Source organism: Paenibacillus tritici, from assembly GCF_013204885.1.
GTDB lineage: Bacteria > Bacillota > Bacilli > Paenibacillales > Paenibacillaceae > Paenibacillus_AQ > Paenibacillus_AQ tritici.
The window spans coordinates 225,080-240,269 of sequence record NZ_JABMKX010000012.1; the positions used below are offsets into that span (position 1 = coordinate 225,080).

At 55.4% G+C, this 15,190-nt stretch carries 13 protein-coding genes and 1 tRNA gene; 2 read left to right on the forward strand and 12 right to left on the reverse strand.

Annotation, left to right across the window (positions count from 1 at the left end; all coding sequences use genetic code 11):
* Position 1: 1 nt before the first annotated feature.
* The 6 genes from HQN87_RS22145 to HQN87_RS22170 all read right to left on the reverse strand — a co-directional run bounded on the left by HQN87_RS22145 (position 2) and on the right by HQN87_RS22170 (position 5,790).
* Positions 2 to 679 (reverse strand): hypothetical protein, encoded by a 678-nt coding sequence (locus HQN87_RS22145; protein ID WP_216857399.1) that lies wholly within the window; start codon positions 677 to 679, stop codon positions 2 to 4.
* A gap of 49 nt (positions 680 to 728) precedes the next feature.
* Positions 729 to 2,861, reverse strand: a complete 2,133-nt coding sequence (locus tag HQN87_RS22150) for a hydantoinase/oxoprolinase family protein (RefSeq protein ID WP_173137722.1) — start codon at positions 2,859 to 2,861, stop codon at positions 729 to 731.
* A gap of 34 nt (positions 2,862 to 2,895) precedes the next feature.
* Positions 2,896 to 4,242 (reverse strand): citrate transporter, encoded by a 1,347-nt coding sequence (locus HQN87_RS22155; protein ID WP_367272770.1) that lies wholly within the window; start codon positions 4,240 to 4,242, stop codon positions 2,896 to 2,898.
* A 605-nt stretch (positions 4,243 to 4,847) separates the two neighbouring features.
* Entirely contained in the window at positions 4,848 to 5,129 is a 282-nt protein-coding gene (locus tag HQN87_RS22160) for a hypothetical protein (protein WP_173137723.1), read from the reverse strand.
* Positions 5,130 to 5,179: 50 nt separating this feature from the next.
* A complete protein-coding gene (locus tag HQN87_RS22165; RefSeq protein ID WP_173137724.1) occupies positions 5,180 to 5,587 on the reverse strand; it encodes a hypothetical protein in 408 nt (135 codons plus the stop codon).
* A 119-nt stretch (positions 5,588 to 5,706) separates the two neighbouring features.
* Positions 5,707 to 5,790: transfer RNA gene (locus HQN87_RS22170), tRNA-Leu, on the reverse strand.
* Between the two features lie 179 nt (positions 5,791 to 5,969).
* On the opposite strand from HQN87_RS22170, the gene HQN87_RS22175 reads away from it, so the two are divergent.
* A complete protein-coding gene (locus HQN87_RS22175) occupies positions 5,970 to 6,428 on the forward strand; it encodes a YhjD family protein (RefSeq protein WP_173137725.1) in 459 nt (152 codons plus the stop codon).
* Between the two features lie 382 nt (positions 6,429 to 6,810).
* On the opposite strand, the gene HQN87_RS22180 is transcribed toward HQN87_RS22175, so the two are convergent.
* From HQN87_RS22180 to HQN87_RS22195, 4 genes are all read right to left on the reverse strand, one after another.
* On the reverse strand, positions 6,811 to 7,488 hold the full coding sequence (locus HQN87_RS22180) for an AlkZ-related protein (protein WP_173137727.1): 678 nt from the start codon (positions 7,486 to 7,488) through the stop codon (positions 6,811 to 6,813).
* 21 nt (positions 7,489 to 7,509) lie between these two features.
* Positions 7,510 to 7,731: a hypothetical protein gene (locus HQN87_RS22185; RefSeq protein ID WP_173137730.1), complete on the reverse strand. Its 222-nt coding sequence runs from the start codon at positions 7,729 to 7,731 to the stop codon at positions 7,510 to 7,512.
* A gap of 128 nt (positions 7,732 to 7,859) precedes the next feature.
* Positions 7,860 to 8,177, reverse strand: coding sequence for a hypothetical protein (locus HQN87_RS22190; RefSeq protein WP_173137732.1), 318 nt, complete (start codon positions 8,175 to 8,177; stop codon positions 7,860 to 7,862).
* Between the two features lie 108 nt (positions 8,178 to 8,285).
* The gene (locus HQN87_RS22195) at positions 8,286 to 8,855 is read right to left on the reverse strand and encodes a xanthine phosphoribosyltransferase (protein ID WP_173137734.1); all 570 of its coding nucleotides are present in this window, start codon (positions 8,853 to 8,855) and stop codon (positions 8,286 to 8,288) included.
* A 283-nt stretch (positions 8,856 to 9,138) separates the two neighbouring features.
* Here HQN87_RS22195 and HQN87_RS22200 point away from each other — a divergent pair, with 283 nt between their 5' ends.
* Positions 9,139 to 10,272 carry a YkvI family membrane protein gene (locus HQN87_RS22200; protein WP_173137736.1) on the forward strand — a complete coding sequence of 378 codons (1,134 nt, stop codon included), beginning with the start codon at positions 9,139 to 9,141 and terminating at the stop codon, positions 10,270 to 10,272.
* Here the strand turns inward: HQN87_RS22200 and HQN87_RS22205 are convergent.
* Positions 10,259 to 13,594 carry an AAA family ATPase gene (locus HQN87_RS22205; RefSeq protein ID WP_173137738.1) on the reverse strand — a complete coding sequence of 1,112 codons (3,336 nt, stop codon included), beginning with the start codon at positions 13,592 to 13,594 and terminating at the stop codon, positions 10,259 to 10,261. The two genes, HQN87_RS22200 and HQN87_RS22205, sit on opposite strands and share 14 nt — an antisense overlap.
* Positions 13,591 to 15,186, reverse strand: coding sequence for a metallophosphoesterase family protein (locus tag HQN87_RS22210; protein ID WP_246553468.1), 1,596 nt, complete (start codon positions 15,184 to 15,186; stop codon positions 13,591 to 13,593). Before HQN87_RS22210 ends, HQN87_RS22205 begins: the two co-directional genes overlap by 4 nt.
* Positions 15,187 to 15,190 lie beyond the last annotated feature (4 nt).

Sequence of the window (15,190 nt, forward strand, 5' to 3'; positions counted from 1 at the left end):
CCTACACCTTCCCTGAACTCACTCCTAGTACATCACGGTATATGATCTCCGCACTGGCTGAATCGTAGCTGTAATATAGCAGAATATCCAGAATAAACGGTGAGTAGCTTAGTCTGTTCAATTCCTGCGTAAAGGCCATGGCTCCGACTTCACTTAAGGTGCGTATAGTAGAATAATTCTTCAGGCCCAGCAGCTTCCATAGCAGAATCCGCTCGGTCCGGGTGTATATTTCCTGTGCATACCGGTCTTCTACACCATGAAAAATCTCGTGGCCAAGGATAGTATTCATTATACCAGCTTGCGGAAAAAGTTCAACTAGAGCAGGCTGTTCCGCCTGTACCAGCTCCGCCGCCCTGCGCACGGGTTCTTCCATAATTTCAATCTTGTCCGGAGGCGTATAGCTGGCAAACAGCACCCGCTTGCCGGTCATGCTTGCACTCCTTAGTTCCAGCTTCAGGTTCAGCTTCCCGGCAATCTCCCGGACATCGCTGGTGCCATAGTCACGGATCATCCGCCGGGCGTATTCAATCCCGCAGGCTCTGGCCCGCACTAGCATCTCTATCTTGGTCACAGGCGGAATGCGCCGGTTCAGAATATCTCTGGAGAAGGCGTACATCCCCCAAGCCTCATCGTCAACCCGCAGCAAATCATCCATCATCTCTCCCAGCTTCCTCTGCACCTGCATACCTCCCCCTGTGTCCTCTTCCCTGTCTTACTCTTTACGGCCGTTAGCTTTGCTTGATATTGGCTGCCACGACAATGATCTCGGTGTCCGGCTCGAACGTGGATACTTCGATATCCATCAGCAGCTCCAGCTGTTCAAAGTCCGAAGCGGTGAAGTCCATGACGCGGGCCCCGATGCACAGGTAAAAGTCAGGCCTTGCGATCAGCTCCGTCTGATAGACGGCCATCGCCTCCCATAGCTTACGGACGGCATTCAGATAGTCCCCGGCCGTGGTTTTAAACGCCATCGCCCGGCCTCTCTGTACCTTGATGAACCCTTTGGTGTCCAGGATGCGAACCGCACCGGCTTCACCGGCCTTATCCATCTTTTCGCCGAAAATATACACGTATCTGGTCTTCTCAAGCAGCACTGTCCGCTCGACGGGAATACGCATATCCTGTGCCGCCAGCTCCTGCAATTCCTCTTCCGTACATTCCTTCAGCAGCTCGGTCGTCTTGACTTCCGTAGAGCCGGTAGCAATCGCAGTCACCTTGGAGGTCTGCGGATCAATGTCAATATGAATCTCGATGCTCTCCGGTGTCGCTCCGCTCTGTATCGCCTTGTTCATGGCTTCCATTTTGAGGGCGGCAATCACTTCCTTGGAAGGGGAAGGAATAATCCGCTCGACTACATCCCGGACCATCGACAAGGCCACGCCTATGGAGGAGATGACCTCCGCATTCTCCGGGATGCTGTATTTGAGGCCCATTTTCTCCGAGAAATAGACAATAAGCGAAGCTGCCCCGCCGCCGACACCCACCAGGGAGATCTGATCCTTCTCCAGTTTGTACTTCTCAGCCAGCGCCAGGATGATCGGCTCGATCTTGGCATAGGCCTTCTCCATGATCTGCTTGGCAATATCCTCGGCTGTCGTTCCGCAGTAATCGGCCAGCGCCTGCATCGCCCTTCTCGCTGCTTCCACATTCCCGTAGGAGAAATGCTCCGGCTTCACCAGGCCCAGCACGTTCGCCGCGCAGGAGTTCGTAATCGTCACCCGTTCCCCGTTCTCCAGACGGATCGCTACATAATCTGCAGGATCACCAGGCTTCGGCGAGAAAAACTCGACCTGCGCTCCCTTGATCTTCTCCGGGTCCGTGAAGACCGAATAATCCAGACCGCCGATATGCGCCGATCTCGGACCGACATCCACCACACCGCTCTTATTGGCCCGGATCATCGAACCGCCGGCAACACCGAGTACCCGCACATCCAGTGAATTGACATAGGTCGGATGGCCGCCGACGATGGAATAGTCAATGGCCGGGCGGCCGTTTTTGATGACACCAATATTGGTTGTCGTACCGCCGACCTCGAAATACACCCCGTTCGACGCTCTCAGATACATCAGCGATCCCATAACCGAGGCCGCCGGTCCCGACAGCATGGTCAGCACAGGCCGCTTCTTCATCTCACTGATCTCCATCACACCGCCGTCGCCTCTCATAATCATCAGCGGCACATGGACACCGGCCTCCCGGACAGACCGCTCTGTTGAATTGGCCGTATCCAGCATCTTCGGCAGAATACTTGCATTAATCGCCGCCGTTCTGGTTCTTCGGGTCAGCCCGTACAGCTTCGTAATGTCGGAGGCCATGGTGGTCGGCATACCCTGTTTCTCAGCTTCTATATATACCAGTTCCTCAGGCCGTCCATTATCCACGCCAAAAGCCATGGAAGGCACAATCACCTGTGCCCCCTGACGCTTAAGCTCATCAATGACCGCCAGCACGGAGGCTTCGGACATTTTTTTAACATTAAGGAAGCCATTATAAATCTTGATCTCCTTGCTGTTGCCCAGATCTATATTCTGAAGCTTGGTCTGCCGTTTGGCGAGCCAGCCTTCAAGACCGCCCTTCGCCAGGCCAATGATGCCAACCTGGGCAATATCGCCTTCGATCAGCGCATTGGTCGCCTGTGTTGTACTGTGTGCCACGAACACTACATCCTCCGGCCGGATATTGTTCTCCTCCAGGCAATTCATGAAGCATTTCACCACACCTGCGGCTACGCCTGTGGCATGATCATGTGTCGTCTTGACCGATGATTTCCCGATAATCTCATGTGTCGCATTGTCGATGGCCACTGCTTTGGTATGTGTTCCCCCTACGTCGATACCCATCCTAACCATTTTGCCCATATGATTGCTCCGTTTCTCTTCATTATAAAACATGCTACACCAGATTGCCGTACATGAAGAATACGACCGCGCATAGAATAATACCGATGATCCAGCCTGTAGGAATCGACATCTTCATGTATTCCTTGGCCGGAACCTTCGTATAGCCGAAGCCCCAGGCGACCCAGGACTGGGTTACGTCCAAGTGCTGCGGTGCTACAGTAGTAATGGCGAACAACGGATACAGGAATTGCACCGGCCAGGCTGCCGTTGCAACGACTACGGCCAGAATCGCCGAACCCGAACCGACCAGGTTCATCGGGCCGCGGAAGAAGCCGAGCGGTGTCAGGATGGCGAATACGATACAGAGCAATAACGCTGTCTGCGGCATCGCACCATCCAGCAGTTCTTTGAAATAGGGCGAAGCATAGGTGGCTGCATTGTTGAACATCGACAGGGTGAGCAAGAAACCGATCATCGGCGCCACATCAATGGCTCCGTCCGAGAATTGCTTCGACAGCATTCTGCAAACGTTTGCAAAACCACCCTTTAACTTGCCGCAGGTCAGCAAGGCGAACAATGCGGCGAAGATGAAGCCAAATATAATCGGAACCTTAAGCACCACCACGCCGATAACGGGCAGGATGATGGAAATCCAGGAGATGGCAGGCGCATCCTTCGTAGCGCCGGTATCCGGCGTGGCGGCCCAGGCTCTTGAGATCTTTTTGTTCATCATCACGTTCGATACAACCAGTACAACAATCAGGGATACAGCCATCGCAATCATGCCGAATTTGAAATATGTATTATAGTCGTAGCTGGCATAACTTTCATTGGCTGTGGCAAAGATAGCCTGATATTGCTTGAAATTCACGATGTTCCCGAAGATCCCCGCCATAATGGAGCCCATGAAGGAGAACAAGGCAATCGGTGAAGGAATTCCGAGCGACAGCATGATTGGCAACACGATTACAGCAATGGAGATTACCGGACCGATGCCGGTCATGGATGTGAAGATTACAGCGGTAACTATACACAGCAGTGACATGGTGACTCTTGGTTTGTCTCCCCCCAGCTCTACTACCTTACGGATTAAGGTCGCGGCAATTCCGGTGTCGATTAGGACTCTGCCGAAGAATGCACCGAAGAAGATATTAACCAGGATCGCTTTACCGTAGTTCTCCGGCCCCGTCTGGAACACGTTCGTCAGGACATCAATGAACGTCTTGCCCTCCATCACAGAGGTGGGATGAATGGAATTACCGATCAGGGCAATCGAGGTCCACAGCACCGACATGACGAAGAAGCCCACCATGAGGTTATACCCCTTAACGCAATACCACACCAATCCAAAAAATGATAAAACCATAATGAAACCGATTACAACATTAGCCACATCCACAAAATAACCTCCTGTAATAGGATCAAATAAAATAACATGCTAACATGCTATATAGGTGTACTGACATGTTAGTTTGTCTCGTGAAAATATTAACATGCTGATTGTTCAGGCGTCAATACCATTCTGCACGTTAATTTAAACTGTTTTTGATGAGGGAATGGTCCGTGTTAATCTCTTGATTCCGCCGTGTTTACCGGGGATATAATCCAGACAGGAGCAGGATGGCGGGTTACCGGATGACGGATGGATCAGGTTTGTTGGGGTTAGGGCGAATCCGTGAACGGGCTAGGCGTGGGATGGTATCGGGGTGCTTGGTGACGGTGAAGCAGATGCGGGAAAAGCTGGTATTCGGCAGGTTGCTGACGCTGAGGGTGTGCGGGGAAAGTTGGTGTTCGGCAGGTTGGTAACGCTGAAGGCGTGCAGGGAGAGTTGGCGTTAGGCAGGTTGGTAACGCTGAGGGCGTGCAGGGAGAGTTGGCGTTCGGCAGGTTGGTAACGCTGAGGGCGTGCAGAGAAAGCTGGGCCATGTGTTAGAGCTGATGTGGATGTTTCTGACGTAACGCTTGCGGACGCCAGGGTCCGCAAGCAATATTATTATCGGCAAGGCTACTTATGGCTTTTGAAGGCGTTCCTTCTCAATACCCTGCCTGTATAATAGACAATCATTCCAAGCAGCATCAGACCAAAGACCTCTACTATTCTCCACACAGGATGATCTGCCACCCCGAATGTTACTTTATACTGCAAATCATTAGCGGACGTATACTGATCTGCCAAATCTGGAGCAAGGCTCATAGTAAGATACATCCCGTAAATAGCCTGAACACCATAATATACACCTACAAATAGCAGTCCTGTGATCAACGCCCGGAATAATGGTTTTTTCATGGCAGCCTCCCTGCAGTTTATCCTAGGGTAGGAATTTGATTTATGTTATTTTATTTGAATTCCTTAATCACCTGATCACGATACTTCTGAAACTGCTCCCATGATTGTTCCGCTTCTTCAGGCTGCTCAAAATTGATATAGCTACCATCCGATGTATTCAGCGCATAGGCTTCCAGGGTATCACAAACCAATTGGATGGTATCCATAACCGTTCCTCCGCCCCGGATATGCAGCATGATGGAGTCCACGGTTTCCTCATCTCCTGTGTTGAACTCTATCGAATATCCCTCGCCATTCATGAATCCCCATGCTGCATCCCGGTAATCCAGCTCTGGAATACAGCTAGTCAACTTCCCGATGATTTCATCACGTTGTCCAAGGGGAGGTATCGCAGGTTGCTTGTCCTCAGGTGCGTCGAAATCATATTTCTCCTTCATGATCAGTACATCCCAGCTCATAGTCGCTCACTCCTGTATTTCAGATTAATTGATCATATGAAGCCTCTGAATTCTTATAGTATAACAAAGACCCGTTCATTACCACTAGGGTAAATGAACGGGCCTTTGTACATCAGTGATGCGGTCAAGAGGACTCGAACCTCCACGATATTGCTATCACTGGCACCTGAAGCCAGCGCGTCTGCCAATTCCGCCATGACCGCATATTCGGTTGACTTGCTTAACGCAGTCACAAGATAGATCTTACCATGCCGGAATTATGGAGTCAAGTTTTTTAAATTTTTCTTTCTTCCCATAAATTTCTGGTTAAATATTGCTTTTATGTACGGGTTCGATGTATAATGAGAACAAAGGTTCGCATACTATAAATGAGGTGATTTATATGGCGATTACCAAGCGATATACCCCAACTACACCAACAATCCCTGAGAATATATCCAAAGATGAATTGTCCCTGGTCAGAAGCTACCTGCTGCTAACGTTTATCCATAAAGTATTTGAACGGGATTGCCGTGCCATCGGCAAGAGCGGTCTGTTCAAGACTCCCCAGCTCTACATGGAGCTGGTATCCAGTGCTACCAAGAAGACTTCCCTGATGCTGCAGGAGGTTACCCGCGAGCTTACCTCCCATCAGCTGAAGATCAGTACCGTCCGCCAGGATCAGCGCGGAGTTACTGCCGAGTATAATTGCCGGGGATATGCCGGCGAGATCCATATCCTCTGGCCCGGCTTCCGGAGTGAGATGATGCAGCGTATGCGGGCCTATCTCGGACTGGGTGCCGAGCTTGCCTCCGTTCTTCCCAGAGAAGAACGTGTGGAACAGATGGCATTGTCCATCTAAGCCGCGGCTTGTAATGGATTGTACTGCTAACATGAAGAGCCTCGTCCTATTCTGGACGAGGCTCTTGGTGCGGCTACATTTCAATATATGATACGCTAATGGAGCGTGGCTTGGCCATCCTAATTAGTCTCGAACGCATGGGCCCATGCGTTTTAACGGCCATATATTGTGTTCGGTTTTTCGATTACATTCGGCTTACGTGGCGCGTTCAGTCCAATTGTGTTCGGTTTTTCGATTACATTCGGCCTACGTGGCGCTCCAAGTCCAATTGTATTCGGTTTTCCGTTAACATTTGTTAAATAGATGAACAGACGATGTTCTGTTTTTAGGCGCGCTGCTCATTTTCATGCTGGAGTTGTGCCTTGAAGGACATGTTTGTTTCTTACTTCAAAACCTTCTCCACCTGCTTCACCCCGGCATCGGGGAACAGCTTCGCTACCTGCCCGGCAATCCGCGCTTTCGATTCTTCGGGCTTATCGGTGTAACGGGAAGTTACCCAATCTGCTCCGAAGATGTGCTCGCTCACGGCATAACGCCCGATCCCCCAGCCATAGGGGCGGCCTTTCTGGTCCAGCTTGTACTCGAACCTGCTGGCTGTAATATACGTCTGCATCTGCAGATGCGTCATTGCGGTGTCGAAGCCTTTAGCACCATTGTTGCCGAAGCCCGCCAGCTGCTTAAGCTCATTGGAGAGCAATCCCTCCTTGTGTTCCATAAGCACATCCATAATTTGTTTGCTTGGCATGGACGCTAGTCCGTCATCATATCTGGCATCGAAATCATAACCGTCCCGGCGGTAATTGGCGAAGTCCGGGTACCATTCTTTGCTGACAAACCCGGCCTTCTTGTTAAACAGCTTCGCATAAGCGATCTCGCCCCCGGCCGCAATCTCCTCACGCCACTCCCACGGGCCCTCCACATCCTTCACAAACCAGTAACCGGCGGGAGTGCACTCCTCCAGGGAGAAGCCTCCGATTTCACAGCGGAACAAGGGCAGGAAACCAATCTCACGCACCAGCGCGGCCAGTTCCCCGGCATTTTTAATTACAGGCAGCTTCATAATTCCCTCCATAGATCCCGGTTACTCCGCCGTGTCCGCTTCTGGTCTGGGTTCGCTGAACGGCTGATACAGATAATTCCGGTCCAGCTTCACCACCCGCTTATTGGGTCGGCGGATCATCACCTGGGACTCATCCCAGGCCAGCACGATCCCCTTCACATCATTGCTCTCCAGTCCATCCCGTACAACGCGTATCTTTTCTCCTGAGATCCGGTAGGCGTCCAGTTGTTCATCACTGATCATAATTCTCTATTCCCCTCTCTGTCTTTAGCTTGTCCAATATTTACCCGGTTAAGGTCATGAAAAAGACCCAAATGAGAATCATCCGGGTCTAGTTACGAACTAGGCAATCTGTATGTCTTATGAAGTTCCTATATCAGCGCTTCATTCTTCTCAAACCAGAAGTCAAGAACTTTAGCGGACATCACACGTTCTTCAAGATACTCTACCTGATGGTCCGTGAATAACTGTCTCCAGCCATACGACAGCTCTTCACACAAACTTGTGATTGTCAACAGCTCCGACCAAGCTACATAACGTTTGTACCAGAAAAATTGAGGATGTTCAATCATATAGGGATACAAATCGTCGAACTCCGTGTGTTTGCAATCCAGCGCACGTTCGAAGTGATCCTTAGCCTCGGTTAGTTTATCAATAAAAAATTGCTCAGTCACCGGTTCTTTCCCCATTGTGACGCCTCCCCTCTCATGTCTAATTTTTATTATAAAGGAAAACTTATAGGGTGAAAAGAAGATGTTTCAAAAATAGGCTAAGTTCCTGTTATTGACACTTCAATTTTACCCGAAAGTAATCTTTCCCTCACTAAGGGAGGTAATATCAACAAGCGATTCCAGCCGGATTCCCTGTTCCCGGATCGTACGCGCACCGGCCTGGAAGCTTTTTTCGACAACTACACCCAGACCTACAAGCTCAGCGCCCGAACGCTGAATGATCTTGATCAGGCCGCGGGCCGCATCGCCGTTGGCGATAATATCATCAATGAACAGGATTTTGTCATTCTCCGAGATGTATTGGCGGGACAGCATGATGTCCGTCACAATCCCTTTGGTAAAAGAGGGCACCCGTTCGCATAGAGCGTCGGGATCAGCCAGCAGCGTTTTTTTGCGGCGGGCAAATACCAGCGGCACCTTCATCTCATAAGCGGTGGCAAATGCCACGGCAATACCCGAGGATTCCACGGTCACTACGCGCGACACTCCAGCCTCAGCGAATCTGCGGGCAAATTCCCGTCCCATTTCCATCGTCAGCATCGGATCGACCTGGTGGTTGAGCAGACCGTCCAGCTTCAGCACCTGATCCGAGACGACAACCCCTTCCTCCAAAATCCGCTGTTTCAATAATTCCATGATTTCGAACCTCCATTACCCTTAATAAAAATATAAGAATTTATTTGTTTCACACGATAACTTATCCTTCGATTTCTCGCTGAAACGAATGCCGTCCTTTAAAAGGACCGGCAAAGCCGTTTCCACTTGTTGCAGACGTTCCACTGAAAAAAGCATTTGTTCCTATAGGCGGAAGTCATGTCCCTCTGTCCCTCATCATAACCTGTACTATGCGGACTGCACAAGGCTATATCCTAGCGGACCCCGCCATTTTAATCTTCGCAGCATTCAGAGGAGGGTAAGCATGAAGTCACATATCCGCACATTGCAGATCGCTTTCACCTATATTGGCACTGTTGTAGGCGCCGGATTCGCCACCGGCCAGGAAATCCTCCGTTTTTTCACCAGATACGGGCACTGGGCCCTGCTGACGATTCTGCTCTCCACCGCACTGTTTATCTGGCTCGGAACCAAAATGATGATAATCGCACGCAGGATCGCTGCGGACTCCTATGAGGATTTCAACCGCCACCTGTTCGGTGCAAGGGCCGGGGGCAGCATCAGCCTGTTCACCATGATTATCCTGATCGGGGTCAACAGTATTATGCTCGCAGGCGCCGGGGCGATCTTCAAGGAGCATCTCGCCCTTCCCTATCAGGCAGGGCTGCTTTTGACGATACTGGGCTCTTATTTTCTGTTAAAGCGCGGCATCTCTGGCATCTTGCAGATTAACAGTCTGGTCGTACCCCTGATGCTTACGCTGTCGTTAATCCTTGTCTTCAATACGCTGGTTGTACCGGGAGCCGAAAGATTCCTCTTCCTGCCGACGGATCACGGGGCCATCAACGCCTGGATCGCGCCGCTCCTCTACACTTCCTTCAACCTTGGAATGGCCCAAGCCGTGCTTGTTCCATTGGCCCGGCATACGGATGATGAGCGTGCACTTATCCGCGGCGGTATTCTGGGCGGAGCCGGGATCGGCTTCATGCTGCTGGCGGCACACTTCGCCATGAGCTCACAAATGCCGGGCATCCTGCAGTTCGAGATCCCGATGGGCAGCATCGCGATCCGGCTGGGTCCTGTGGTGCAGATGATTTTCCTGCTGCTGATCTTCATGGAGATCTTCAGCACCTTCGTTGCAGGCATCTACGGGGTGAGCGTCCAGCTCCAGCAGCGCCTTCCGGTCGCTCCTGCTCTCGTCGCCCCGCTGCTGATGCTGATCTGCTATGTGTTCAGCCAATTCGGGTTCAGCTCATTGCTCGGTATATTCTACCCGATCTTCGGCGGACTCTGCCTGATATGGGTGGTCATGCTGCTGCGCAGCCCCCTATCTCCGCCGCCGGGACAGGGGAAACCGCCGGCAGGCGGATCAGGCCCGGGGAAGAAGGGGATCACGATCGTTGCCGTCAAACCCGCCATCCGGCCTACACGGAAATAATGGCAGCCGAAGGTATGATATTCGCGGCTGCTTCCGCTACATGCCGGTGGCAGGTCATCATTACAATCTGCCGGGATACCGACAGCTCGCCTAACAAGGCCAGGGCGGCGCGAAGCCGGTGTTCGTCGAAATTCACGAACAGATCATCGAAGAACAGCGGCAGATGTACTTTGCTGCTCATCGTTTCTGCCAGTGCCAGCCGGATTGCCAGATACAGCTGCTCCGCCGTTCCCCGGCTTAGCAGTCCGCTATCCAGCAGACCGGCTTCCTTGTGTTCGGCCTTCAGCTCCTTGTGGCCCAGGGTCATTACAATCCGGCGGTATTCCCCGTGCGTCAGCTTCGAGAAATATACCGAGGCAAGCTGAAGCACCTGCGGCTGCTTCTCCTGCTCGTAGATGCGGCGCGTCCGCCCCATCAGCTCGGCCGCCAGCGCCGTTACCGCATATTGCCCGGCCAGCTGGCGCAGCGCTGCCCGCTGCTCCTCCAGCTGCTGGAGCGCTGTGTCTTCCTTGCAGCGTCCCGTCAGCTCTTCCCGTTCCCGCAGCAGCTTGCCGCGCTGCTCCAGCAGGCTGCTGTGCTCTTCTTCAAGCTCGGCCGCCGCCTCTTCATCAGCGCTGCGCTCCTGTTCCAGCTGCACGGCATCCCGCTGCTCCAGCAGACTCAGCAGCTCCGCCTTGCCCCCTTCATCCCATCCGCCAAACATCGCCAGCTCCCATTGGCGCACGGACCGTGTCACCTCTGTACGTCTCAGCCAGGCGGAGGAACGGCGCAGGAAGTGTTCGCCATCCTCGGCGCCGCCTTCCTGCAGCAGCCTGGAGCAACGCCCGTTCAATTCCGCTTGTTCTGCGTGGTTCGCCGCCAGCTCCTCCCGGACTTCTGCCAGCCGCACCTCCATACTCTCTCTGCGCAGCAGCTCAGCCTTCAGCTGCTCCCACTCCTGCTTCCGCTGGTCCAGCCAGGTTAAGAGGGAGGCGGGATGGGCGGCGGAAAGTGTAGGCTGTGGATCAGAATGGATAGCAGGTGGCATAGGCTCTAGACTGGACTGAACAGTGGGTGGCGCAGGCTCTAGACCAGACTGAACAGTGGGTGACGTAGGCTCTAGACCAGTCTGGGCGGTGACAGCGGAAGCAGCGGTGGGGTGGGCTGAAGAAGGGGCTGTGCCGCCTTGTTCAGCCCCGGCAGCTGCGAGCAGCTTCATTCCCTCCTGCTCGTAGACTGCACATTCCGCCTCTAGCGTACTAAGCCGCAGAGTCCCTTTGTCCTCCTGGCGAAGAAGCTCATGGCCCTGCTCTGCCAGGGCGAAGAGATCCGGCAGGCTGTCCGGTGACAGCCCCTCCGGGAGTCTCCGCTGACGCAGCCAATCTTCGTAGCTTGCGGCCAGCTTCGTGAAGCTGGCTTCCGCCTGATCGAGCTCCCCGGTCAGCACCCGTTCCTGGCCGGTCAGCACGGCAAGCTCCGTCCGGCAGGCCTCCGCCTCAACCGTAAGCCGGTCTATATGCTGGCGCCAGGCACTCCAGGCCTCCATCCGACGGCGCAGTTCCTTCATCCCGGCTTCCAGCCCGCTGGCATCAGGGCTGGTGGCCTTGCTGCTCTCCTGCTCCGCACCGGAGAGCAGCAGCCCGCGCAGCCGCAGCATCTCCGCTGCGGCCTTGCCGGCCTCCCCGCCGCCGGGCTCCGGCGGGGAAGAATCAGCCGCCGCTGCGCGCATGGCGGCCCAGAGCCACAGGTCCGCGGCGGCCAGCAGGCCTAGCGCGGACCACGCGCTGACCGGCGGTGCGCCGGTCAGCCACAGCGCAGGCGGCAGCAGCAGCGTAAGCGCTGCGCCCGCCTGCAGGAAGCGCCGGTAGCGTGCCGCCCGGCGCCCGTTCCCGCCGGAGCGGCTGCGCCCGGCGGCTTCAACAGGGCCGAGCTGGGCTTCGCGCCAGCGCTCGGCTGCCTGCTGCAGCTCGTCCCACAGCTGCAGCAGTTCACGCGGGCTGCGCGCAGCGAGGCCCGCGAAGTCCGCGGCGCCGCTTGCGTGACCCTGCGCAAGCTGGCGCTCAGCCGCCGCAAGCGCAGCGTCTGCGGCAGCAATGCGGGCGCGGAGGCTCAGCAGCTCCGCGCCCCGGGTCTCCATTTGCCGGTCATACCCGGCAAAGGACGCGGCATAACGCCGCGCGGCCTCCCGGTCCGCCGCGGCGGCAGTGAAGCCCGCAAGCGCAGCGGTGTCCCAGCCTGCGCCAATGCTGCGCAGCAGGCGCTCCAGCTGCTCGCGCAGAGAAGTCAGCTCCGCCTGCACCCGCAGCTGCTCGGAGCGCTTGTCCTCATAGCTGCTCCGCTTGCGGTCCAGCGCTTCGAGGGCCGGACCCTGCTGCGCAAGCAGAGGATCGGGCGGGTTCGCCGCAAGCTCCTCCGTAAGCTCCGCCTGCAACCGTTCCAGCCGGAACGCCGCACCCTGCAGACTCCGCAGGTCGGCCTCAAGCGACCTCCACCGCTCCGCACCGGCCTCAGGGAACGTATGGATCACAGGAAGCTCCGCCAGCTCCAGCCGGCCTTCACACCATTTCAGCCACAGCTCCCGGATGTCCTGCGCCTTGCGCAGCTTCACCAGCTTCGCTCCGGCCCGTTCCCGGCGCTCCTTCATCTGCGCCAGCTTCTGCTCCGCTGCTTCCAGAGCCAGAGTATTCTCGTTATACCTGGGCAGATAGGAGCGGCTCTCCGCAACCTCCCCTTCCAGCTTCTCAATGGACTGCAGGATCTTTGCAGCCTCCTGGACCCGGCCGCGCGGCTTATAGAGCTTCTCGGACTCCTGGATTAGGCGCTTCTCCGCCCGCATAATCTCACCGCCGCCGCCCATACCGGCATGGAACAGGTAGCTGCTCATCTCACCGGATTGCAGCGCACCCAGCTCCTGCAGCTCGTCGAGCGAGACAGCGAACAGCTGGCGGAACATGCTCCGTGAGATGCCTCCAAGCAGACGGCGTTCCAGCTCCGCCTGATTCAGCTCCTCCGTGCTTCCATCGGAATGGGTGACCACAACATTCAGCTTCTCCGCTCTCCCCGGTCCCTCGCCGCCGGAAGCATACCGGCGGATCGTCCACGCTGACCCGGAATCGTCCCGCGCTTCCAGTACCCCGCCATGCGTTCCCCCCTGGAGCGGCTCGTACCGCTCGGCAGGGTTCGCCCTGCCGGGGATGCCATACAGCATGGCACGGATGAACTGCAGGGTGGTGCTTTTACCAGCTTCATTACGCCCGAACAGAACCGTAACCCCTTCGTTCAATCCGATCTCCCGCTGGGCCAGACGGCCGTAGCCGCTTATCCGTAAGGAATCAATCTTCACTCCGCATCCCTCCGCTCTTGCCGGCCAGCACAGTCTCCCGGTTCCTCAGCACCGGCCCCGCTCCTCAACGATCCGTCATTATCCATTGCCTTATTCCCCGCCGATCTGGCATCGTCCCATTCCCCATGCTTCGCTGAACCGTCATGATCCAGCTTCCCGCTCATCGCAGGTCCATCTCCTGCCACAAAATTACCTGCCACCCTAGCACTTCCCGTCTCCAGTCCAGCCTCTTCCATGGACAGTTCGCTGCTTCCGGCAGACAGCTCCATACCTCCCTCCGCAGGACTCTGCGCCCCGGCAGGCTCCGCCAATCCGCTCAGCAGTGTTATTCCAAGCTCCGCCGCCCCTCTCAGCCAGTCCAGCTTCTCCTCGCTCCCAACCGACATCAGCAGCCTGCGCAGCTCCTGATTCTCCATCAGCGGCTTGAGCGCAGCAGCGACCAGCTCGTCCAGCTCCCCGGCATTCACGCTAGTCCGCCCGGTAAGACGCAGCATTTCACCCAAGAAGCTGTCCTCCAGAAGCAGGCGTTCACGGTCAATAGCCAGTCCTGATTCTATAGAGAAGCCTTCCGTCCATACCAGACCCGCATATTCCCTGCGTGCCGCACGGACGGCTTCCCGCCGCTGCAGCTCGGTAAGCAGATCATCGGCTGCCCCTTTCTCCGCCAGTATCTTATGTACAGCCCCCCGTCCGGTCAGCCGGAAGCGGACCACCGACATCATCTGCGGGGTTTCCTCCCTAAGCTCTTCAACCGCATTCTCCACGGCCCGGGTCCACTCGGCTTCATCCGCCAGGCCTTCAATGGATAACTCCCGCACCTGCCAGCGCACACTGTCCAGCTCATGGAATTCTAATACAGCCGCACCTTCTGCATCTACATCAACGGTATAACAGCCCTTAGGCCCGGTTTCCTTAATGCTTCTGCCTTGAATATTGCCCGGATAGACGATTGGCGGATGCTCATGCAGAATACTCCGCTTATGAATATGTCCGAGCGCCCAATAGTCATATCCCCTGCTAATCAGATCCTTGCGGGTGCATGGAGCGTACGTCTCATGCTGAAGATCCCCATCCACATTGCCATGCAGCAGGGCAATATGGAACAGGCTGCTTCCCGGCTCACGGCTGAAGCGCAGCGCTGTATTCTCTGTCACTTTGGCGGTCGGATAAGAGATTCCGCTGACCACGGCAACCTCTCTCCCGTCTTGTCTGCGGCGGGCGACAACGCGCCCCGGCTCACTCCCGCCGAATACCGTAACATGTTCAGGCGGCGCTGATGCCAGACGCGGCCCGTCCAGCGGATCATGATTGCCGTGGATCAGGAACACCTGAATCCCGTGGCGCCCGAGTTCATCCAGAGCCTCCCGGAAGCGGAGCTGGCCCTGGAGAGAAGCATCGGTGACATCATAGACATCGCCGCTGATGACCACGAAATCTACCTTTTGCGCTATGGCTACGCCAACAAGCCGCCCGAGGGCGGCGAAGGTGGACTCCCGGAGATAGGAGCGTATCTCCTGCGGAAGATGGGACAGCCCTGCGAACCGGCTGTCCAGATGCAGATCCGCCGCATGGAGGAAACGAAATGGAATCATAGGC